This is a genomic window from Janthinobacterium saanense (assembly GCF_014200675.1).
Lineage (GTDB): Bacteria > Pseudomonadota > Gammaproteobacteria > Burkholderiales > Burkholderiaceae_D > Janthinobacterium.
Window position 1 is genome coordinate 105,368 of sequence record NZ_JACHCI010000006.1, and the last position, 21,623, is coordinate 126,990.

The following is a 21,623-nucleotide window of genomic DNA, read 5'->3' on the forward strand; positions in this document are numbered from 1 at the left end:
AAGGACACACCATGAAACGATACGCGCTGTTGTTGCTGTGCCTGGCCCTGGCCGGCGCCGCCCATGCGGGCCGCTCGTGCGAAGAAAAGCCCAGCGATGCCGATACCGTGATCAAATCGATGGACCTGGCCAATAAAACCTTGCAGGCGCTGGATGCGTCAGGGGCGCAAGTGGCGCTGCTGTCGCGCATAGGACAAGACTTGTCGAAGTACAATCTGCGCTACTCGCACATGGCGCTGGCCTGGCGCGACCATCCCAAGGGACGCTGGCTGGTGGTGCATGAACTCAATCAATGCGGCACGGCGGAATCGTCCTTGTTCAATGAAGGACTGGGCAATTTCTTCATGAGCGATGTCTTCATGTATGAAGCCTTGATCACCATACCGGATCCGGAAACGCAGCAGCAGCTGGCGCGCATCCTGGCCAGCAATACGCCCAAGCGCCTGCATGAAGCACACTACAATATGCTCGCTTATCCGTTCTCGACCAAATACCAGAATTCGAACCAGTGGATACTGGAAACCCTGGCTGCGGCCAGCAATGCGCCGGGCAAGATCGAAACGCGGGCCGAAGCGCAAAGCTGGCTGCGTAGCGCCAACTACCTTCCGCAAACGCTGGACATACCGGCCACGACGCGCCTGGGCGGGCGCATGTTCCGCGCCAATATCGCCTTCGACGACCACCCGTTCGACCGCCGCATGGGAGGCAAGATCGATGTCGTCACTGTCGATTCCATCACCCGCTTCGTGCGCCAGCGCGAACCGGATGTGCAGGAAATCGTGGTGCGCTGAATTTACAGAAAATCGCCGGACGCCAGCGTGGTCGTCCTCAGCATGGGGGGCTGGGCCAGCGGCGTAGCGCTGCACAGCACGATGGATAGCGCGGGATGGACCAGCGTTACGGAACTGGCCGCATCCTGGCCCAGCTTGTAAGCGGCTTCGGACGCACTCCAGCGCTGATAAAACGCTGCCGTGCGTGCAAGCTGCGGCATCGCCGCCAGCTCGTCTGAAACCGCCGCGCCAAACGCCTGCCGCGCCAGCGCCAGTACATCACGGTGTGGATCGCATACCTCGATGTCGAGCCCCAGCGCCGCTTCGCTACTCACCGCGCAAGCGATCCAGGAGCCGCTGTGTGCAATGCTGAAATACGGACCGGCGGGCGGCACCAGCAATAGTGGCGCCTGTCCTGGCCGCTCCTCCAGCGTAATTCCTGCTGGCGGCAAGCCGAGCATCTGCCCCATGGCCAGGCGCAGCATGGCGCGCCCCAGCAAGAATTGGCGCTGGCGCAATGGCCGTCTGAAACGTCCATAACGCGCCGCCTCCGAGCCACTCAGCCAGGATGCAAACCGGGGGAAATGTGCCGCATCGACATTGCGTGCATCGGTTAGCCAGATGGTAGCGTCGGCATGGGGCAAGGCAGGTAACATCGCAGTCATGGGATAGGAAAAAGCGCAGTCTGCCATGAATCCCTGCAGTTGACACGATAAAAAAGGCAGCAGAGGTTCCCCTCGCTGCCTTTTAGCTATTGCAGAATACCTACGCTTTTACGCCGGCACGCATGACCTTAGTTCGTTGCACCCAGCGACTTGTCATCGGCGCCCGTTGGACCACCTTCGGCACGCACATAATTCGCCTTGATGTAAGAGCTGCTCAGATTGGCGACGCGCGTCAGCATCAAGTTATCGTGTACGCCAAACATGAAGCCGGCTGCCATGGCGCCCGCACGCTGGAAGAACTCAGGAGTCGCTACCGTGACGCCCTTATCATCATGGATCAATACGCGCATGCGTACACCCGAGCTGCCTGCCAGGGGGCCCAGCAGCACGCGCTTGGCGCCGGCGGTGAACTGGATTTCTTCGACGATCGGTTCGATGATCAGCACACGGCCGTTGTCCGGACGTGCATTCCACTGCGTCAGCGATTCAGCCATGTCCTTATGGATATTTTCCTCAATTTTTGCCAGAGCAGCCGGATTGCCGGTATAGCCTTGGGCAAAAACCGTAGGCTTGACTTGAATCCGGCCATACGAGGAAAACGCCTCGCTTGGTGCCGGATTATTGGTTGCCGATGCCTTCACGCGCGTGGCGCAACCTTGCAGCATCGCCATTGCCAGCACCGCGCCAGCAAAAACTACGGTTGTCGAAATTTTTTTCATGAGTACATTCTCTTTCTTATTTAAATGACTTTGTTATCGCCATTCTGGTGATTAGCTGGATTAACAGCCGCTTTGGGCTTCTTTCAGGTTTCTACTTGCTGCCTTTTAACTTGACGAAATCCCCTTTCAGGGCAACGTCAGTCATGATGGCACCGTCATGACATTCGAAATGCGTGGCGCTGGAATGCTCCACGTTTTTGTAATTGCTGACGATATGGATGACAGCATCGGCACCCAGGGCCTGCGCACGCTTTTGCAGCGCCAGCATGTCCGACCGGAAAGTCAAGTTGCACGACATTTCTGCGGATTTGCCCATGCCATTGATTTTCTGGCCAGGACAGCTATCAACGCTGCCATCACCGTTCCTGCGATTATTTCTTTCATTCCGGCTTACTCTTCAGTATAAAAATAATACAAAAAAAACAGGACCACCTTACGTACCATCAAGGCGACCATCATGCGCGATAGCGTTTGAAAATCAGCGACGTATTGATGCCGCCAAAGGCAAAGTTGTTGGACATCACATAGTCGCAATCGATGGCCCGCCCTTCGCCGACGATGTAATCGAGCGGCGCGCATTGCGGGTCGACCTGCTGCAGATTGATGGTGGGCGCAAACCAGCCTTCGCGCATCATTTCGATGCTGATCCACGCTTCCAGCGCGCCACAGGCGCCCAGGGTGTGTCCCATATAGCTTTTCAGTGAACTGATCGGCGTCTGGCCGCCAAACACCTCGAACGTGGCTTGCGATTCAGCAATATCGCCCTGCTGCGTGCCGGTGCCATGGGCATTGACATAACCGATATCGGCAGGCTGCAAGCCGGCGTCGGCCAGCGCCAGCAGCATCGCCTGGCGCATGGTGACGGCGTTCGGCTGGGTCACATGGCAGCCATCGCTGTTGGTGCCGAAACCGACCAGTTCCGCATGGATGGTGGCGCCGCGCGCCTGCGCATGTTCCAGCTCTTCCAGGATCAGACAACCGGCGCCTTCGCCGATGACCAAGCCATCGCGGCTGGCCTCGAAAGGGCGCGGCGTCGTCTGGGCCGCGTCATTGCGCGTGCTGGTGGCAAACAAGGTGTCGAACACGGCGGCTTCGGTGGCGCACAGCTCCTCGGCGCCGCCGGCGATCATCGCCAGCTGCTTGCCGCTGCTGACTGCTTCGTAGGCATAGCCTATGCCCTGGCTGCCCGAGGTACAGGCGCTCGAGGTGGTGATGACCCGGCCCGTCACGCCAAAGAACACACCGATGTTGACGGGCGCCGTGTGCGCCATCATCTTGATGTAGGTGGTGGCATTGATGCCCTTGGTGGTGCGCTCTTCCATCATGCGTCCAAAGTCGCCGATGGCGCTGGGCGTGCCGGCCGACGAACCGAAGGAAATGCCCATCTGGCCGCTCTTGACCAAGGGGTGTTCCGCCAGGCCAGCGTGTTCGAGCGCCAGTTCGCTGGCACGCGTGGCCATCAGGGCGATGCGTCCCATGCTGCGCACCGCCTTGCGGTTGTAGCGTTCCGTCAGCTCGAACGGTGCGGCCGGCGCCCCCAGCTGCGTGTTCAAGCCTTCGTAGCCGGCCCAGTCTTCCATGCGCACGATGGCGTTGCGGTACTCGCCAAGGCGCTGGCGGATGGCTGGCCAGTCATTGCCGATCGGGCTGATACCGGCCATGCCGGTCACTGCAACCCGCCGGCTCATGCCATGCCTCCGTTGACGGAAATAACCTGGCGCGTGATGTAGCCCGCTTCCTCGCCGACCAGGAAACTGACGGCCGCGGCCACCTCTTCCGGAGTGCCGACACGGCGCGCCGGGATCATCTTCAGCGCTTCGTCCAGCGGCACTTCGCTGATCATGTCCGTCTCGATCAGGCCAGGCGCCACGCAGTTGACCGTGATGGCGCGCTTGGCCAGTTCCAGCGCCAGCGCCTTGGTCGCGCCGATGATGCCGGCCTTGGCGGCGCTGTAATTGACCTGCCCCCGATTGCCGATCAGGCCAGATACCGACGCCATGGTGACGATGCGCCCCGGCTTGCGGCGCTGGACCATCGGCATCACCAGGGGATTGAGCACATTGTAAAAACCGTCGAGATTCGTCTGCAAGACGATATCCCAGTCCTCGCCCGACATGGCCGGGAAGGCATTGTCGCGCGCTACGCCCGCGTTGCACACGACGCCGTAATAGCAGCCATGTTCGGCGATATCGGCTTCCAGCGCGGCGGCCGCCGCGGCACGGTCGCCGATATCGAATTGCAGCACGCGCGCCGCGCGCCCCAGCGCCACGATTTGCTGCGCCACCGCTTCAGCTTCACCACGGGCGCTACGGCAATGCAGCACCACGTCAAAGCCGTCGCGCGCCAGGCGCAAGGCAATCGCCTTGCCGATGCCGCGCGACGACCCCGTCACCAATACACTTCTATGACTCATACTGCGCTCCATTCATGCTCTCCTGCAGAAATTGCTTTGCATCCTCGGGCTGGAATACCGTAATCGTCGATTGCGCCAGCACCACGCCGGCCATCTCGATGCGGCATTCGAATGCACCCAGTCCATTCTCGCCTTGCAAAACCTGGTGCACATGCACTTGCAAGACGCTATCGCAGGGAAATACGGGCACTTGCGCATCGTAGCGCCGCGCCCCCAGCAAAAAACCAATCTTCACGGGCCCGCCTGTCAGGCGCGCCTGGTAACCCGCATACGCGGCAATCGCCTGCGCCATGTATTCAACGCCGACCCAGCTACCGACACCGGCCGATGGCGCGTCGTAAAACACGCTGCCGGCATGGATGGACACTTCGGCGCACAGATTTTCCGCATCGGCCGACAGCACCCTGTCGAGCAGCACCATGGCGCCGGAATGGGGCACCAGCTCGCGAATATCTGGAAAACTCATGCTCCCCTCCCAAATAACAGGACGGCATTCGAGCCGCCAAAGGCAAACGAATTACTCAAGGCCCAGTCCAGCGGACGGCCCAGACGCGCACCGGGCAAGGCCAGGCTTAGCGGCGGCAAGCTCTCATCGGGCAAACCATTCCATAGATGCGGCGGCAGCATGCCCTCGGGGTTATCGTCTTGCATGGCCAGCCAGCACAGCGCCGCCTCGATGGCCGCCGCCGCGCCCAGCGCGTGGCCTGTCAGCGGCTTGGTCGAACTGACCATGACCTGCCCGCCGAACAGATCGGCTATCACGCGCGCTTCCATCGCGTCGTTCTGGCGCGTGGCAGTGCCGTGCAAATTCACGTAATCGACCTGCGATGCGCGGATGCCTGCGCGCGCCAGAGCCGAGCTGATGGCCAGTCGCGCACCGCCGCCCTCGGGATCGGGTGCCGACATATGATGGCCATCGGACGATTCGCCCCAGCCCTGCAACGCCACGGCGGACGGTTCGGCCGTCATCAGGAACAGCGCGGCGCCCTCGCCGATATTGATGCCGTCGCGCCCGGCCCCCAGGGGATTGCAGCGCTGCGCGCTGACCGAGGCCAGTGCGGAAAAGCCTGCCACCGTAAAGCCGCACAAAGTATCGACGCCGCCCGTCAGCACCGCATCGACCAGGCCCATGCGGATCAGGCGCGCGGCGCTGGCCATCGCCTTGGCCGCCGAGGAGCAAGCCGTCGAATGCACCCAAGCCGGACCATCAATGCCCAGCTCCTGTGCCAGCATCAGCGCTGGCGAGCCCATTTCCTGCTGCGCATAATGAAAGGTGCCGGGCAAGCCATGGCCCGCCACATGCGCGCCGATCGCCGCTTCCGTTTCGGCGATGCCCGAGGTGCTGGTGCCGATCACCACGGCCACCCGGCTGGCGCCGTAGCGCGTGATCGCCTGTTCTACCGCCGGACGGATCTGCGCCAGCGCCGCCAGCGCCATCTGGTTGTTGCGGCTGCGCGCGCCAATCGCGTGATGCCCAATTGACGGCAGCGGCGTATCGACGACGCCGAGCGGCAGCCTGCGCCCTGGCGTATGGCTATCGACAGGCACCACGCCGCTGTGGGCAGCGAACAGGCGCGCGCGCACCTCTTGCGCACCACTGCCCAGCGCGCAGATAATGCCGCAGGCATTCAAATACACAGTCAGTCCTGCCATGTTCAAGCTCCGTCAGGCGCGTTCTGTATCGTCAAACGATAGTGGTAACGCAGGTTATCGAGCACCACCGTGCCGCTCCAGCGGGGCATGCTGCTGTAGGCGATGACCGTCACCACTTCCCCATTGAGCGACAGGGTACGGCGCAAGCCCTCATCCTCGATATGCCATCCAGCTGGCAAGGCCTGGGCGATGGCTGCACGCGGCCACAGGGTCAGCTGCATGTCTTCCAGCACATCATCGGCACGCACCTGCGCCGGCAGCATCAGATGACGCCAGGACGTCATTTCCTTGCCGTCGTAATGCAGCGACAGCACGCGCTGGCCGAACGCCAGTCCCACCAGGTCCAGGTGCGACGGCTCCACTTCCAGCGCCGCATCGAGTTCATCGATCCTTCCTCCCCGTTCGACGCGCAGATGCTGCTGCACGCTGACCGAAGCGCCCAGTGCGGACGGCGCCAGTTTCAGGCCCAGGCGCGCCGGCGTGGAAGGCGGTGCGCTGGCGCAGCCGGCCAGTACCAGCAACAGGGCTGGCGCCCATCGTTGACAATGTAAAAACATCAGATTGCTCCTGCGGCATCGGCCGCACTACGGTTGTCGGCTTCGGCAAAGCATGGCGACAGCAGCCACACCAGGGTCGTACCCATCAACATGGTCAAGCCAAAGGCCTGCAAGGCGGCTGTCTTGCTCAAGGCAAGCAAACCGAAGGACAAGAGGGTATTGGCCGCCGACAGGCCCACCGCCAGCCAGGGCGTGTGATTGCGGCGGTCCGGATCTTCTTGCATGAAGATGCCGTAATCGACGCCCACGCCCAACAGCAGCATCAGCGCCAGCACGTGGAACAATTGCAGGGGCTGGCCCAGGTAGCCCAGCAGGGCCAAGGCCGCCACGCTGGCCAGCGCCGTCGGCGCCAGCACGCGCCAGGTGCGCCGGCGATAACGCGGCAGCAGCAAGCCATACACCACCAGGTAGGCGCCCAGCACCACAGCGCCCATGTAGACACGGTAGCGTCCCAGCACCGACGATATTTCAGCCACCTTGTCGACCCACTGCACCCCAGGCAGGCCATCGCCTGCATGCGCCAGCAGTGGAATGGCCGCGTACTGCATGCCACGCAGCGCCACGATGGAGGCGTAGCCGCCCTCCACCTTGCCCAGCCATAAATGGCGCCATGGCTCGCTGGCCGGCACCTTCAGGAAATCGGCTATGGTCAATGGCGCGCCTGCCAGCACCAGCTGTGCGCGCACTTTGTTCGCCCACGCCGGACCTTCATCGACAGACTGCGCCAACAGATCGAGTCCGGCGCCTGGCTGCAGAATGGCGGAGTCGAGCAGCGCCCGCCGCTGCGTTTGCGTCTGCAGCGACGGCACCCAGTTCGACATCGCCTGAACACCATTGATGTGCTTTTGTGCGATCAGCGGCAGCAAACGCTGTTTCAGCGCTTCCTCGCGCCGCAGCACATGCTCCACACTATCTGCACGTACCAGATAAAACTGCACCGGCGTTGGCGCATCGAGCAATTGACCGAGCTTGATCTGATCGCGTATCAGATGCGCAGGCGGTGTTTGCAGCAAGCGGATATCGTCGTTGACACCCAGGCGCGCAATGCCCATGCCGGCAAACAGGGCAAACAGCAGTGCGCACGCCAGCGTGGCACGGTTGGCCCGCAACTGCGGCCAATACGCGCGCGCCGCGCCATAGCGCTTGACCAGCACACCGCTTTTCAAGGTGCCGCCACTGATCAAGGCGGGAAACCAGCACACCACCGTCAGCCAGGCAAACACCAGGCCGAGTGCAGAGAACACGGCCATGTGGCGCAAGCCCGGAAATGGCGTCAGCGCCAGTCCCATGTAGCCGATCACCGCCGCCAGCAAGGTCAGCGCCAGGCTGGGCAGCAGGCGGCGCAGCAAGGCGCGCGAATCGAGCGCGGGATCGGCGCCCAGGCGGTTGCACAAAAAGTAAATGCCATAGTCCTGGGCCACGCCGATCAGGCTGGCGCCAAACACCAGCGTCATCAAATGTACTTTACCGAACAGCAGCCAGCATACGGACAAGGAACCCAGGCAGCCTATGCCGATCGACAGCAGGATCAGGGAAATCGGCTTGACCGAACGGAAGGTCAGCCAGGTCAGCAGGATGATGCCGGCCAGCGAACCGAGGCCGATGGTCGATACTTCGCGCGCCGCCTGGCTACTGGCCGCGGCCGCATGCAAAATGACGCCGGCGCTGATGATTTCCACGCCGGGCACAGCAAGTCTTGCAGCCGCTTCCGCCTGGGCCAGCAGCGGCAGCACGGTTTCCTGCGCGCCCAGCGAAAAGGCCGGTGCCTTCAAGGTCATCGGCAGCAAGGCGTACTGGCGTTCGCTGTTGGCGACGAACAGGTGGCCGTCGCGCGGACGCACGGGGGTTTCCTGTGCCCGCTCTTGTACCCAGCCGCCAAACAGGCCAAACGGGTCGTCCTGCCAGGCGCCCAGCTTCGGCCCGCCAAACGGACTATAGAGCTGGCTCAGTGCCGCGTCGCGCCAGAAAACGGCATTTTCCTGGCGCAGCTGCGCTTCCTGCGCCACGCTCACGAGCGGCAGACGATGCTGCTGGAACAGGGCCAGCCAATCATTTTGCGTCTGCTCATCGATTGGCGTGGATTCGAACAGGCCGGCGTGGCGCGCCAGCACGGCGCTGTAGGCGTCAGCCGCCCGCTTGGCATCGTTCCAGTCCGGCGCACCAACCAGTACCACCAGGCGCTGCTGCGCCGCGTCGACCATATGCGTAAACGACGCCTGCAGCACCGGATCGCGTTCCTGCACCGGCAGCAAGGCGAGAATATCGGTCTCCGGCGCGATGCGTTTGCCCAGCCACAGATAGGCATTGTGCGCCAGCAGCAGCGCCACCACCAGCGCCCAGGCGATGGCCATCGCGCGGCCTGCGGCGCGCCTGCGGTTCGTCAGGACATTCAAAACAGGGCCGCCTCTTGCGCCGTGATGGACGACGGTCCCGTTTCAATCGCAGAAAACACGATGCTGGTGCGGTCGCCGCTCGCTTCGCTGATCGTGATGTTTTTCACGAAGGCGCCGCCATCGAGCCGGATGCTGCCGATCGCCTTGGCCAGCGCTGGCTGGCGCGCCTTCAGCGCCACCTGCCAGGTAGTCCCGTCGATGCTGCCATCGACTTCAAACAGGGTATCGAGCTGCGCCAGGTCCCCGCCCAGCAAGGAAAACAGCACGCTGTTGATCATTTTGACCACCGGTTCCGTCTTTGCATCGAGGCGCATGGCCACCCGGTCGCCCTGGAAATGCACGATCTCGTCGCGCGTCAGGCGCAAGGTATTGGGAAATGGCTGCAGGGTGCGCCACAGCACGCCCTTGCCCGCCACCACGCAAAAACGGCCATTCGACGACAGCGCCTTTTTCATGCCAGCCAACTGCTTGCTCTGGTCGAAACGGCCACACAGCTGCTGCGGCCTGGCCAGCATGGCTTCGATTTTCGCCACCGGCGCAGCCGCATGCAGGGGCGCCATCGCCGCCAGGCAGCATACCGCCAGCAAGGTCTTCATATATTTGTTCATACGCTAGTCAATCCCAACTTTTCAAACAGGACGGGCGGCGAGGCAAAACACATCTCGCCGCTGGCGATATCGACGGCCACCTGGGTCGTACTGGCGCGGTTCAGGCGCTGGCCAGTCACGCTGTCAGTGACCAGGTACTCGATCTTCAGGCGGTCCTCCCACTCCACCAGGTCGGCGCGCAAGATCAGGCGCTGGCCGAAGGTGGCCGGCGCCACGTAGCGCAGATGCATGTCGATCACGGGCCAGGCATAGCCGGACGCCTTCATCTCCACATAGTTGTAGCCGATGCTGTCGAGCAGCGCACAGCGCACCACTTCCAGGTATTTCACATAACGGCCATGCCAGACGATCTCCATCGGATCCAGGTCAAAAAATTGCACCTGCATCTGCACTTCCGCGTGCCAGCGGCTGGCAGCAGCCGTCTTGCTGCGTACCTTATGCATGTTTATCTCCGTACAACGGCCAGGCACGGGCGCGCACGCGGTCGAGCAGCACGCGCAGTTCCGGATCGAGGCGGCGGTCTTCTTCCACCGGTGCGATATCGTCGGCCAGCGCCGCCATCATCTGCTCCAGGGCCGGGTGCGGCGCCACGTCGGGATTGACTTTGCAGCGCAGCCAGACGCCCTGGCGCACGGTGATCAGCAAGGCGGCAGCTACCTGCTCGCACAGTTCCAGCACGCGCAGGCAATCGCGCGCGGCGATGGTGCCCATGCTGACCTTGTCCTGGTTATGGCATTCGGTCGAGCGCGAGAAAACCGAGGCAGGCATGGTCAGCTTCAACGCCTCGGCGGTCCATGCTGACGCGCTGATCTGCAAGGCTTTCAGGCCGTGATTGATGGCCGCGCGCGGCCCGGTGGCGCCCGACAGATTGGCCGGCAAACCCTGGCTGTAGCGGCTGTCGACCAGCAAGGCCATTTGACGGTCCAGCAGGTCGGCCAGATTGGCGACCGTGTTCTTCATGCTGTCCATGGCAAAGGCGATATGGCCGCCATAGAAATGGCCGCCATGCAGCACGCGTTCACCCTCGGCGTCGATGATGGGATTGTCATTGGCGCTATTGAGTTCATTCTCGATGGACGAGCGCAGCCACGGCAAGGCGTCGGCCAGCACGCCGATCACATGCGGCGCGCAGCGGATCGAATAGCGGTCCTGCAGGCGCTTGCCATTGCGTTCCCAGGTATCGGTAGGCAAGTCCTCGCGCAGCCAGGCAGCCACCTGCTGCATGCCCGGATGCGGCTTGACCGAAAACAGTGTTTCGTCGAAGTGGTGCGCATTGCCATCGAGCGCAAACGAAGCCATGGCGGTGATACGCGTCGTCAAACGGGCCAGGTATTCGGCGCGTTCATACGCCAGGCAAGCCAATGCCGTCATGACGGCAGTGCCATTCATGATCGCCAGCCCCTCTTTGGGACGCAGGCGCAGCGGCGTGATGCCCGCTTCGCGCAGCGCCTGTTCGGCCGGCACCTGCACGCCGTCGCGCCACACTTCGCGCTCGCCGCACAGCACCGCCGCCAGGTAAGACAGCGGCGTCAGGTCGCCACTGGCGCCGACCGACCCTTCAGATGGAATCAAGGGCAGCAGCCCGGCGTCGAGCAGGCGCGCGATCTGCGCCAGCAATTCGACGCTCACGCCGGAAAAACCCTTGCTGAGCGAAGCCAAGCGCGTCGCCATGATGGCGCGTGTCTGCGCTGGCGTAAAAAATTCACCGAGGCCGCAGCCATGGTAGGTGTACAGATGGTGCGGCAATTCAGCCACCAGTTCCGGCGGCACGGTGACGGTGCACGAATCGCCATAGCCGGTGGTCACGCCGTAGATAGTGCCATCCTCGCGCAGCAAACGGTCCAGGAAATCAGCGCCGCGCGCAATCGCCGCCAGAAAAACGGGATCGCTGGACAATTCGGCGCTGGCCCGGCCATGCGCGATATCGGTAATGTCTTCGATGCGCAGGCGCTCGCGGTCGAAGCGGACGGCGCGCCGGGTATGTTTCAGGTCAGCGAGATGCATCGGGAATATCCAGTCTTGTAGTATCGGGGAGTTGCCAAAAATCGTAAAAATTGAACCATTCGAGCGGCGCGCGCAGGCAGTGATGCTGCAAGCGCGCCGCATAATCGGCAGCCAGTTCGGCCAGCATGGCGTCGCGTGACTTGCGCGGCAAATGCAAAGATGCGCGCAGCAGTTCGAAATGCACTTCCGAGCGCCGGCCTATCCGCATCGAAAACAGCATATAAACAGGACATTGCAGCACGCTGGCCAGCACATAGGGGCCGATGGGAAGCGCCGCTGTCTGGCCCAGGAAAGGCGCCAGCGCCACACGCGGCTGGGGCGAAACGGGAATCCGGTCGCCGGCGATCACCACGAACTCGCCCTGCGCCACGCGCTCGGCCAGCAGCATGGCCGTGGCCGGCGTCATTTCCGTCACCTGCAGCAAATTGAGCTGGCTGTCCGGGTTCAGGCGCGCTAACATCCGGTTGAACGCCTGCGCGTGGCGCGTATGCACCAGCACCGTCAGTTTCAAGCGCGCGTTGTGCTGCGACAGCACGCGGCACAAGTCCAGGTTGCCCAGGTGAGAACAAATCAGCAAGGCGCCGCGCCCCTCATCCAGGCAACGGTTGACGCCGTCGGCTCCATGCAGGCTCACGCTGCGCATGTCATACAGGCCGCCCCACAGCAGCATCTTGTCGAGGATGGTTTCGGCAAAGGAGGCAAAGTGCCGCATTACGCCCAGCCGAGCAGGCCCGCCGCAAGCGGCGATACGGCACAGGTAGGCGCGCGACACGCGGCGCGCGCGCGGCTTGGCCAGCACATACCAGGCCAGCACCGGATAAAGCACCACGCGGAACGGCCAGCGGCCAAAGACGCGGCAAATCCAGAACAACACGCGCATGCCGGCCACGAAGCTCACTTCGTTAAGGCCAGCCCAATGCCCGCGCTGTTGGTCCGTGCTTGCCGTCATTGCCTTCGCCAGTGACGTGCCAGCAAACGAGGCACGCGCCCCAGCATGCCCAAAAACAGGCGTGCGTGCATCACCGATATCTGTACATTGTCGCGCCACAGCTGGAAATGCGAGACGCCGTCGCTAGGATAGCCGACCCGCGTCGGCAGGTTGACCATCGCCAGGCCGTCCCAATACAGGCGCACCAGCACTTCGGTATCGAAATTCATGCGCTGCCCCAGCTGGCGCCGCTGCGCCAGCGCCATCAGCGGCGCCAGCGGATAAACGCGGAAACCGCACATGGAGTCGCGAATCCGCAGCGACAGCGTATTGATCCATACCCAGACATGCGTCGCATAGCGGCCATAGTAGCGCGCCGCCGGCACCGACTCGTCGTACTGGGGATAGCCGACGATTACCGCCGATGGCACCGCCCGTGCCCGAGCCAGGAAACGCGGCACATCATCGGTCTCGTGCTGGCCATCGGCATCGATCTGCAGCGCGTGGCTGTAACCGTGCGCTTGCGCATGGCGGCATGCGGTCAGCACGGCGCCGCCCTTGCCCTGGTTGTGCGCATGGCGCAGCAGGGTTACGCTGGCCGGATGCGCCGCAGCCAGCACATCGAGGACCAGCGCAGCGGCAGCAGCGCTGCCATCGTCGACCAGGATCAAAGGGACGCCATGCGCCAGCAAACGCGCCACCACGGCGCCGATCGCATGTTCATGGTTAAACACCGGGATGACGATGCAGGGATTGAAACGCACTTCAGTCACAGCGTGCTCCGGCGCGGCCAAAGCGCAGCAGCGAATGGCAATACCCGATACCGTCACGCGTGGTCAGCAATTCCAGGCCAGCCGCCTGCGCCAGGCGAATATAGTCGGTGCTCTGGTAAATCTTGCTGTTCCCGCTGGCCATGGCCGTGAAGTACGGCGATGTGTTGATCAGGCAGTAGGCGGCAATATCATATTGCTGGCGATCCCAGAAGGTATCCATGATCAGCACTTGCCCGTTCGGCCCCAGCGCTTGCTCCACCCTGCGCAGGATGCTGGCGATGGCGACCTCGCTGAAGCAGCTGAGAAACTGGCTCATCCAGATCAAATCCATGCCCAATGGCAGTGGCGCACCATCATCGAGCAGGTCGCAGGCATGCAAATGGGCGCGGCCGCGCACCCCGGCACCAGTCAGGGTCTGCTCGGCCACCGCCAACTGGCGCTCCAGGTCGACCAGATGCAATTGCACCCCGGCGTGGTAGCTCAGCGCCGCATTGGCGAACTTGCCCGTATTGGCGCCGATGTCCATGATGCGGCGCGGCGCCGTGGCGAAAACGTCGGGGAAAATCTCGGGAAACGAGGTATCCGAATAGTGATGGTCAAAGGCGAACCAGCTACCCTTGGCCGGCTCCGGCAGCGCAGACAGGCCTTGGTATAAAGTAGGCCAGTCGCCCAGCGCGGCCAGTCCCAGCGGCTGTTCGGCGTCCAGCGAACGGTCAAGATCGTACATGCCCTGGTAACAGACGTCGTGGTTGAAATCCAGGTTAATCTGCGTAATGCTGTCCGTCAGCACGCAATAGCCCACCTTGTCGAGCACGTACGCGCCATCGCGCAGATACACGACACCGGCCGACAGGCATGATTCCAGCGCCACCTTCAGCGCATACTCCGTCCAGCGGCCGCCAGCGGCCATCTCGGCGACGCTCAAGCCGCTGTGGCCAGTGTCGGCCAGCGCCTGCAGCATGCCGCGCTTCCAGGCATAACGCACGCATTGAAAAACGACAGGACCGAAAGCGATCTTTTGCGCCTCGAAACGGGCGGCAAAGGCACTCTGGCGTTCGGGCGAGAATTTTTTATCTAACATGCGCTCACGGCTGGAAAGGTGTAGGGGAGTCGCCACCGGGAACGGCAATGGCATCGGGATGAAAGTCGATGCGGCCACTGGCATGCTGGCCGGCGTCCGACAGATAACGGAAATGCAGGCTGGCCTTGGCCGCGTCATATTCCAGCAGCAGACGCACTGGCCGTTCCGGCAGCACCGGCTGCTGGAATTTCAGGGCATGCATGGCGCGAAAGCGGGCGGGCAGCGCCAGGTGCAGGCGCGCAAAATGCAGCGCCCACTCGACTTGCACCACGCCAGGCAGCAACGGTGCGCCCGTGAAATGGCCATCAAAATAAAACAGCGTGGCGGGAACCCGCAATTCGATCAGCAGCCTCGGCGCGACACCCTCGGTGGCGCACTCGATCAGCTGCGCCTGCGGCAAGCGCGGCTTGTCCAGCAAAGCCAGCAGCAGCGATTGCGTGGTCTTGCCCTGCGCATTGATCGGCATCTGCTCCAGGTAGCGCCAGCGGCGCGGCAAGGCCACCGGCTCGACCTGATCACCCAAGGCCAGTTGCAGTTGCCGGTTCAGGGCCAGCTTGCCTTCTGCCTCCAGCAGCGCGCGGCCGGCAGTGCTGCAAACGATAAAGGCGGCCACCTTCTGGCGCTCGCCGGCAGGCGCGTCGCACAGCAGCACGCGTGCCTCTGCCACCAGCGGCGTGGCCAGCAAGGCCGCCTCGATGGCGCTCAGCGAAATGCGCTTTTCTTCGATCTTGACGATACGGTCGCTGCGCCCCAGCAGCTGGAAATGTCCCTCGGCGGTTTGCCGCGCATGGTCGGCCAGGGCCAGCCAGCCATCATCGGCCAGATGCGCCGAACGTACGGCGAGCGCGCCATCGTCGTCCAGCAGGCGCCACTCTACGCCGGGGAACGCCTGCCAGCTATCGTCATCCGGACGGTCGGCCGCGCGCTGGCGCCATGCCACGCCGCCTGTCTCCGAGCTGCCATAAATCTCGCACGGCATGCAGCCCAGCAGGCGCCCGGCTGCCAGCGCACTGTCCGGGTCCAGCGGGCCACCCGATGAAAACACGGCGCGCAACTGGCTGCGCGCACCTGACCAGGCCAGGTGTTCGGGCAGGCGTTTCAAGTGCGCCGGACTGGCGGCCAGCACGCAAGGCCCCTGCGCCAGCAAGGCGGCCAGCTGTTCCGGGAAATCCACGCTTGACGCATGCACGGCACGCCCGGCGCACAGCGGCCACAGCACCTTGAACAGCAAGCCATAAATATGCTGGTGCGTGACGGTCGCGACCACCGCCGCGCCATCGGCACGCGCACCAAACAACTGCTCCAGCGTGGCGATCTCGCTGCCTAGCTGTGAAAGCTTCTTCGGAATCGCCTGCGCCACGCCGGTGCTGCCTGAGGTGTACACCACCAGCGCGGGGAAATCGTCATCGAGCACTGTCCATTGGCGTACGCCGGGAACGTGGGCAGGCGCTGACAGCGGCGCATACGCCGCCGGAAACTGGCCCAGGAAGCCGTCTACTGATGCGGCCAGCGAGGCGCAACTGGCCGGCAAGGTATCGGCCGTCAGCCAGATCGTCTTGCCTGCCTGCCAGGCGCCCAGCAGCGCGGCGCCAAATTCGATGCTGTCGTCAAGGTACAGCGCAAAATGGCGGCCCGCCTGCCCTTCCAGCAAGCTGGCCCAGGCATCCATGCGCGCAATAAAATGCACATGATCGCGTACTGTGCCGTCGCGCCAGCCGACCGGCATGGCAGCGGGACGGGTGGACAAGGCGTGCGCGAGGCTGGCCAGCGCAAGAATGGGAGAACGTGGTTCAGGCATGATGCAAACGTTTAAAACGCAGACGGACCAGATATTCGGCGCCGAATAACAGTCCCATTAAAATATAGGCGATCAGACCCGTGTACAACGACCAGACGGCTTCGCTGGCCCACAGTGCCGTGCCCAGTGCGATGCTGCCGTTGACGATGAAAAAGCCGCACCAGACTTGTGTCACGCGGCGCGTGTACTGCACTGCGGCGGGCGGAAAATCCGTTTCGCGCAGGCGCGCCAGCCGCTCCACCACCGACTGCGGCGTCCACAGGCTGTAGCCGAAGGTCAGCAACAAGACCGCGTTGACCAGTACCGGGTACAGTTTCAGCGGCAGCAGCAGGTTGCTCCACAGGGCGCAGGCGGCCAGCAGCAGCCCGGCCGCTACCGACCAGCGCGCAGCGCGCTGCAGCTTCAGCGCGGGCAGGCGGCAGGCGACCGCCAGCAAGAGCAGCAAGGCCAGCCAGCGCGGCTCGACCTGGCCATGAGCAAGCCAGATCGCCAGCGGATAGAGCACGGTCAGCAGCAGCGCGATGGCATTGAGCAGCACGCTTTATACCGCCTGCTCCGACAACGACATCGCGTGCAGCGCCTCGACCACATCGTCAATCGTGCGGATGGTCTTGAACACTTCTGGCTGCAAGCGCTTGCCCGTCAATTGCTTCAGTTTCACCGCCAAGTCCACCGCGTCGATACTGTCAATATCGAGTTCTGCGTACAGATTCGACTGGGGCTTCAGCACTGCCGGGTCAAGTTCGAACATTTCGGCCAACAACTGCACCACCCATGCATACAGCTCATCGCGGCTCATTTCACTCATATCTACCATTTTGCTGTTCCCTTACTTCTTTCTGTGAGTGTCAACCATGGCCGCCAGCGCCCGTACCGAGGCAAAGTGGCGGCGTGTATCGGCCGAATCAGCCGACAGGGAGATGCCATATTTCTTCTGCAGTGCTACGCCCAACTCGAGCGCGTCGATCGAATCGAGTCCCAGTCCTTCTACAAACAGGGGCGCATCGGCATCGATATCAGCAGGACTGATGTCTTCCAGCTGCAGCGCCTCGATGATCAATTCCTTCACTTCCAGTTCAAGCATGTTGTTCCTGTATCCCGCTAAAGTAATGTTGTAGATAATTGGTTAAACTGCGCGCCGCCATCACGTCGCTGGCACCATCACCGGTAAATTGGCCAATCGCCAGGTCGTCCTGCACCGTGATCTCGAAGTGCGCGCGGCACGAAGGCACGCGCCACCATTTTTCGCCCTTGCCCAGGGTCGAAGGCCGGCAACGTATCAGCACCGGTGTCACATCGCGCTGACCACGCACGGCGATATTGGCAGCGCCACGCTTCAGTACGATCTCACCGCTATGTGGCGTCCGCGTCCCTTCCGGAAAAATAATCAGGTTATTGCCGCGTGCCAGCGATGCCAGGCAGGCATCGACCAGTTCGGGGCCGCCCGTGTTATTGATGTAACCGGCGGCGCGCACGGGACCGCCTGTAAACAGGTTGTTCCACAAACCAGACTTGACGATACAATCGGCCCGCTTGACATACGCCATCAGAAAAATCGTATCGATCAGGGTCGGGTGATTGGCCAGGATCAGCAAACCTCCCCGCTTCAACTTGTCGATACCGCGCAGGTCATAGCGCAGCACACCCAAAGCGCGCATCAGCCCTATATAAAAACGAAAGCTCCAGCGTATGACGGTGCGCGCGCAGCCAGTTCGTGCCTCACGCCGCCATACCAGCAGATGCAGCAAGGGGAACACCAGCACCCGCAGCAGCACCCCACCCAAGCCAAAGGAGGCAAAACTGAACGCCGTCGCGACGGTGCGCCAGCCCAGGCACAGCCCATCACGCATAAAAATCAATTTACGCAAGACGGCTCCAGCACCACTGCTGGCGATTGGTGGCATGCTGGTACGTGCGCGCCTCGCCCAGCATGAAGCGCTGGACCGCCAGGGTGGCGGGCATGGCGCTCGCCGGCATATCTAACGCCGCGCCGTCGCTCTCACGCCCGCGCCATGACAATTCAAAACGGGCACCCTGCCCTGCGCTATCGGCCTGCAACAGCCAGGCAAACGCATGCGGCTGCTCATGGCAGTCCTCGAAAGCCTCGAACGGCGCGGGCAAGGGGCAGTCGGCAGCCAGCAGCAACACCTGCGCTGCACCATCTGCCAGCAGAGAGCAGGCCTCGATCACTGCCGCCTCGATACTGGCGCCGCCGGCAGCCAAGGCCAGCTGACTCGCGTGGTCTGCACGGGCAATCGAAAACAGCGCGGCGCTGGCGTTATGCACGGCCATGCCAAACGCCGTGGGAGACAAAGGCTCGCCCTGCACCAGCGCGGACAACAGTTCGACTGCGCGCCCCACCTCGCCATGGCGCGAACAAAATACCAGGGGAATATCGCGTTGCTCGCCAAGACAGGCATACGCCGTCTCCAGCGCCATCTTGCCAAGCTGGCCTGCGCGGCGGCGCAACAGGGGCGCCATCAGGCGTACGCCGGGCTCACCACCGGGAGGAATTGGCGCAGGCGGCAGGGCCGCTTGCGCCCACGCCTGCCACTGCTGTGACGTCTCCAGACCGGGAGCCCAGGCAGCATGTCTGATAATGGAAAAACGTACGCCGTTGGTGCGCATATATATTTACCTGAGCTCATATAAAAAGTTGAACTCAGGTCAAAACTACGCAAAAAAAAGCCCCGCCAGCGTTCTTTTAAAATTATAAACGAAGGCAATCAAAATGGACAAAACAAATATCCATGAGGCAACTTTATTATAGAAAGTAAAAATACTGAAAATTGAGTATGCGCCGTGCCCAGTTACTATCTGTAACACTTTTTTTCATTATGATTCAGGGTAGAAGTCGTCATTTCAGCAGCCGTTTACAGCACAGGGATTTTCGGCGATGCGGAAGAACGAGCGCCTTGATAGCCCCATCACTGTTGTTTTTAAGAAACAGTCACTCATGCCAGGGTCATACTCGTAAATATCAATTAATTAATTTTTTCATTTATCCGGGGTTTTGCCATTCATCCACAGAGGGAAAATCTCGTCCAGGGCTTCCCATGCAGGGATGGCTATTTTCAGGGATAAAACAATCTCACCGTTTTACCGCGTGGATTTTGCAATCGCAAAAGAAATTATTTTTTATATAATTTTGAGAATAATGGACCTATCAGCAACACCAGCACCACCATGCGCGCCACGTGAAAGGCGGTGACGATGGGTACGCCCAGATGCAGGGTCTTGGCCGTCAGCGACATCTCGGCGATGCCGCCCGGCGAAGTGGCCAGGATGGCCGTGCCGGCATGAATGCCCATTGCCTGCGACAGGCCCAGGCCGAAAGCGGCCGCTGCCAGCAGCATGGCCACCGTGCATACCGCCACGCCAGCGAGGAAACGGGGTGCGGCATACAGAAAATCAGGGGTGAAACGCGTACCCAGCGCGATGCCGATAAACAGCTGGCCGGCGCGTATCATCCATTCGGGCAAGCGGGACAAATGGATGCCGAACGCTGTCAGCAGCAGCGCCGCCAGCAGCGGCCCGATCACCCAGGCGTTGGGCAGCTTGCCCCGCTTGAAAACGAGGGCGGCGGCCACGGTGATCAATACCAGCAGCAGCAAGCCGCCCACATCGACCATGGCGGCGCCGGGCACGAAATTCTCATGCCCTTCTTCCAGTCCATGGCTGCCCCAGTAGCGCACGCCGAATGGTATGGTGGCCACCACCAGCATCATGCGCAGGCTGTGCGCGGCGGCGACCCGGCCCACATTGGCGCCATGGCGCTCGCTCTGCACCGCCATTTCGGACGCCCCGCCGACCGCCATCGCAAAGAAAGCGGTGGCACGGTCCACGCCGGCGAGGCGCTGCAGCGCCAGGCCTCCGAGCCAGCCCAGTGCCAAGGCAACCACCACGCCAAAGATGATCCATGGCGTGTACGAAGCCAGCACGGCCAGCACGGGCGCCGTGAAATACAGGCCCAGCGCGGTGCCGATGGCCCACTGGCCCGCTTCGCGCACGCGCACGGGGCAAGCCAGTTCGCGCCCCGCCAGGCGCAGCGCAGCGGTGGCAAACAGCGGGCCTATCATCCACGGCAGCGGCGTGTGCAGCCACAGACAAATGGCAGCACCGAGCAGGCCCGCGGCCAGCGCCGCAGCGAAGGCGCGCCAGCGCGGCCACCACAGCACGTTTAAAACACCCAGAGTTTATCGGCCGGCATATGCAGCCAGTACTTGCCCGCTTCAAGCTTGTGGCGCGAATACGCGCGCAGGCTGATATTGTCGCCGCCCTCGTGCTGGAACAGGCATTCCCAGCGGTCGCCCAGATACATGCAGGTCAACAGCGGCAGTTGCACGGAATTGTCCACCTGCATGGCGCTGATCTTCACCTCTTCCACGCGTATCATGGCCGTCACTTCCGCACTCGTGTTGGCGCCGCGCGCCACGCCCTGCATGGTGGCGCCGTCGACCAGCAACTGCACCTGCTTGCCGTCGCGCTGCAGCAGCTTGCCGGGCAGGCGGTTGTTACTGCCCATGAATTCAGCCGTGAACAGGGTGTCCGGTGTTTCATACATGCTCTGCGGCGTGCCCTGCTGCTCGATCTTGCCGTTATTGAGCAGCAAAATACGGTCGGAAATGGCCATCGCTTCGGCCTGATCATGCGTCACCATCAGGGCCGACAGGCCCAGGCGCACGATCAGTTCGCGCAAGAAGGCGCGCGCCTCTTCGCGCAGCTTGGCGTCCAGGTTCGACAGCGGTTCATCGAGCAGGATTACGGGCGGGTTGTACACCAGCGCGCGGGCAATCGCCACGCGCTGCTGCTGGCCGCCAGACAATTGATGCGGATAGCGCTCGCCCAGGTGTCCCAGGCCCAGCTGCGTCAGCACTTCCTTGACGCGCGCGGCGATTTCCGTGCCGCCCATTTTGCGCAGCTTGAGGCCGTAGGCGACGTTGTCGAACACGGTCTTGTGCGGCCACAGCGCGTAGGACTGGAACACCAGGCCCAGGTTGCGCTGCTCGGCCGGCATCTCGAAGTTTTTCGCGCCATCGAAGACATTGCGCTCGCCGATTTCTATCGTGCCGCCTTTCGGGCTTTCCAGCCCGGCGACCGCGCGCAGCAAGGTGGTCTTGCCGCTGCCCGAAGGCCCCAGCAAGGCAACCACTTCGCCTTTTTTCAGGTGCATCGAGACACCCTTCAAAATCTGGTTGGCGGACGGGCCGGTGCCGTAATCGAGGTACAGCTCATTGACGGTCAATTCATTCATGGTCTTG

General features: G+C 62.4%; 24 protein-coding genes. 2 read left to right on the top strand and 22 right to left on the bottom strand.

Features of this window, described 5'->3' with window-relative positions; all coding sequences use genetic code 11:
* Nucleotides 1-11 precede the first annotated feature (11 nt).
* Nucleotides 12-791, top strand: coding sequence for a DUF2145 domain-containing protein (locus tag HDE72_RS11090; protein ID WP_183740527.1), 780 nt, complete (start codon nt 12-14; stop codon nt 789-791).
* 2 nt (nt 792-793) lie between these two features.
* On the opposite strand, the gene HDE72_RS11095 is transcribed toward HDE72_RS11090, so the two are convergent.
* Both HDE72_RS11095 and HDE72_RS11100 read right to left on the bottom strand, forming a co-directional pair.
* Nucleotides 794-1,435 carry a 4'-phosphopantetheinyl transferase family protein gene (locus tag HDE72_RS11095; RefSeq protein ID WP_183740529.1) on the bottom strand — a complete coding sequence of 214 codons (642 nt, stop codon included), beginning with the start codon at nt 1,433-1,435 and terminating at the stop codon, nt 794-796.
* 128 nt (nt 1,436-1,563) lie between these two features.
* Nucleotides 1,564-2,154 carry a hypothetical protein gene (locus HDE72_RS11100; RefSeq protein ID WP_183740532.1) on the bottom strand — a complete coding sequence of 197 codons (591 nt, stop codon included), beginning with the start codon at nt 2,152-2,154 and terminating at the stop codon, nt 1,564-1,566.
* Nucleotides 2,155-2,311: 157 nt separating this feature from the next.
* On the opposite strand from HDE72_RS11100, the gene HDE72_RS11105 reads away from it, so the two are divergent.
* Nucleotides 2,312-2,560: a hypothetical protein gene (locus HDE72_RS11105; RefSeq protein ID WP_183740535.1), complete on the top strand. Its 249-nt coding sequence runs from the start codon at nt 2,312-2,314 to the stop codon at nt 2,558-2,560.
* Between the two features lie 49 nt (nt 2,561-2,609).
* Here HDE72_RS11105 and HDE72_RS11110 read toward each other — a convergent pair whose 3' ends face one another.
* The 20 genes from HDE72_RS11110 to HDE72_RS11205 form a co-directional block, all read right to left on the bottom strand.
* On the bottom strand, nt 2,610-3,842 hold the full coding sequence (locus HDE72_RS11110; RefSeq protein ID WP_183740538.1) for a beta-ketoacyl-ACP synthase: 1,233 nt from the start codon (nt 3,840-3,842) through the stop codon (nt 2,610-2,612).
* Nucleotides 3,839-4,567, bottom strand: a complete 729-nt coding sequence (fabG, locus tag HDE72_RS11115; protein ID WP_221291235.1) for a 3-oxoacyl-ACP reductase FabG — start codon at nt 4,565-4,567, stop codon at nt 3,839-3,841. The genes HDE72_RS11110 and fabG overlap by 4 nt, the downstream gene beginning before the upstream one ends.
* The gene (locus HDE72_RS11120) at nt 4,557-5,033 is read right to left on the bottom strand and encodes a hotdog family protein (RefSeq protein ID WP_183740544.1); all 477 of its coding nucleotides are present in this window, start codon (nt 5,031-5,033) and stop codon (nt 4,557-4,559) included. The genes fabG and HDE72_RS11120 overlap by 11 nt, the downstream gene beginning before the upstream one ends.
* On the bottom strand, nt 5,030-6,220 hold the full coding sequence (locus HDE72_RS11125; RefSeq protein ID WP_183740547.1) for a beta-ketoacyl-ACP synthase: 1,191 nt from the start codon (nt 6,218-6,220) through the stop codon (nt 5,030-5,032). The genes HDE72_RS11120 and HDE72_RS11125 overlap by 4 nt, the downstream gene beginning before the upstream one ends.
* Nucleotides 6,221-6,222: 2 nt before the next feature.
* Nucleotides 6,223-6,777 carry a DUF3261 domain-containing protein gene (locus HDE72_RS11130; RefSeq protein WP_183740550.1) on the bottom strand — a complete coding sequence of 185 codons (555 nt, stop codon included), beginning with the start codon at nt 6,775-6,777 and terminating at the stop codon, nt 6,223-6,225.
* Nucleotides 6,777-9,128, bottom strand: coding sequence for an MMPL family transporter (locus HDE72_RS11135; RefSeq protein WP_183740865.1), 2,352 nt, complete (start codon nt 9,126-9,128; stop codon nt 6,777-6,779). Before HDE72_RS11135 ends, HDE72_RS11130 begins: the two co-directional genes overlap by 1 nt.
* Nucleotides 9,129-9,166: 38 nt before the next feature.
* Nucleotides 9,167-9,778 (bottom strand): outer membrane lipoprotein carrier protein LolA, encoded by a 612-nt coding sequence (locus HDE72_RS11140; protein WP_183740553.1) that lies wholly within the window; start codon nt 9,776-9,778, stop codon nt 9,167-9,169.
* Nucleotides 9,775-10,221, bottom strand: coding sequence for an acyl-CoA thioesterase (locus HDE72_RS11145; RefSeq protein WP_260176624.1), 447 nt, complete (start codon nt 10,219-10,221; stop codon nt 9,775-9,777). Before HDE72_RS11145 ends, HDE72_RS11140 begins: the two co-directional genes overlap by 4 nt.
* A complete protein-coding gene (locus tag HDE72_RS11150) occupies nt 10,214-11,782 on the bottom strand; it encodes an HAL/PAL/TAL family ammonia-lyase (protein ID WP_183740556.1) in 1,569 nt (522 codons plus the stop codon). The genes HDE72_RS11145 and HDE72_RS11150 overlap by 8 nt, the downstream gene beginning before the upstream one ends.
* Nucleotides 11,769-12,731, bottom strand: a complete 963-nt coding sequence (locus tag HDE72_RS11155; protein ID WP_183740559.1) for an LpxL/LpxP family acyltransferase — start codon at nt 12,729-12,731, stop codon at nt 11,769-11,771. The genes HDE72_RS11150 and HDE72_RS11155 overlap by 14 nt, the downstream gene beginning before the upstream one ends.
* Nucleotides 12,728-13,483: a glycosyltransferase family 2 protein gene (locus HDE72_RS11160; RefSeq protein WP_183740562.1), complete on the bottom strand. Its 756-nt coding sequence runs from the start codon at nt 13,481-13,483 to the stop codon at nt 12,728-12,730. Before HDE72_RS11160 ends, HDE72_RS11155 begins: the two co-directional genes overlap by 4 nt.
* Nucleotides 13,476-14,564 (bottom strand): methyltransferase, encoded by a 1,089-nt coding sequence (locus HDE72_RS11165; protein WP_183740565.1) that lies wholly within the window; start codon nt 14,562-14,564, stop codon nt 13,476-13,478. Before HDE72_RS11165 ends, HDE72_RS11160 begins: the two co-directional genes overlap by 8 nt.
* Nucleotides 14,565-14,568: 4 nt before the next feature.
* On the bottom strand, nt 14,569-16,362 hold the full coding sequence (locus HDE72_RS11170) for an ApeI family dehydratase (RefSeq protein ID WP_183740568.1): 1,794 nt from the start codon (nt 16,360-16,362) through the stop codon (nt 14,569-14,571).
* A complete protein-coding gene (locus tag HDE72_RS11175; RefSeq protein ID WP_183740571.1) occupies nt 16,355-16,900 on the bottom strand; it encodes a COG4648 family protein in 546 nt (181 codons plus the stop codon). The genes HDE72_RS11170 and HDE72_RS11175 overlap by 8 nt, the downstream gene beginning before the upstream one ends.
* Before the next feature lie 3 nt (nt 16,901-16,903).
* On the bottom strand, nt 16,904-17,170 hold the full coding sequence (locus tag HDE72_RS11180; RefSeq protein WP_409254961.1) for an acyl carrier protein: 267 nt from the start codon (nt 17,168-17,170) through the stop codon (nt 16,904-16,906).
* Between the two features lie 21 nt (nt 17,171-17,191).
* Nucleotides 17,192-17,446: a phosphopantetheine-binding protein gene (locus HDE72_RS11185; protein WP_183740574.1), complete on the bottom strand. Its 255-nt coding sequence runs from the start codon at nt 17,444-17,446 to the stop codon at nt 17,192-17,194.
* Entirely contained in the window at nt 17,439-18,212 is a 774-nt protein-coding gene (locus HDE72_RS11190; RefSeq protein ID WP_183740874.1) for a lysophospholipid acyltransferase family protein, read from the bottom strand. Before HDE72_RS11190 ends, HDE72_RS11185 begins: the two co-directional genes overlap by 8 nt.
* A gap of 10 nt (nt 18,213-18,222) precedes the next feature.
* Nucleotides 18,223-18,990: a beta-ketoacyl synthase chain length factor gene (locus tag HDE72_RS11195; protein ID WP_183740577.1), complete on the bottom strand. Its 768-nt coding sequence runs from the start codon at nt 18,988-18,990 to the stop codon at nt 18,223-18,225.
* A gap of 503 nt (nt 18,991-19,493) precedes the next feature.
* Nucleotides 19,494-20,540, bottom strand: coding sequence for an AbrB family transcriptional regulator (locus HDE72_RS11200; RefSeq protein WP_183740581.1), 1,047 nt, complete (start codon nt 20,538-20,540; stop codon nt 19,494-19,496).
* Between the two features lie 2 nt (nt 20,541-20,542).
* Complete coding sequence (locus HDE72_RS11205) at nt 20,543-21,616, bottom strand: ABC transporter ATP-binding protein (protein ID WP_183740583.1); 1,074 nt, start codon at nt 21,614-21,616, stop codon at nt 20,543-20,545.
* Nucleotides 21,617-21,623 lie beyond the last annotated feature (7 nt).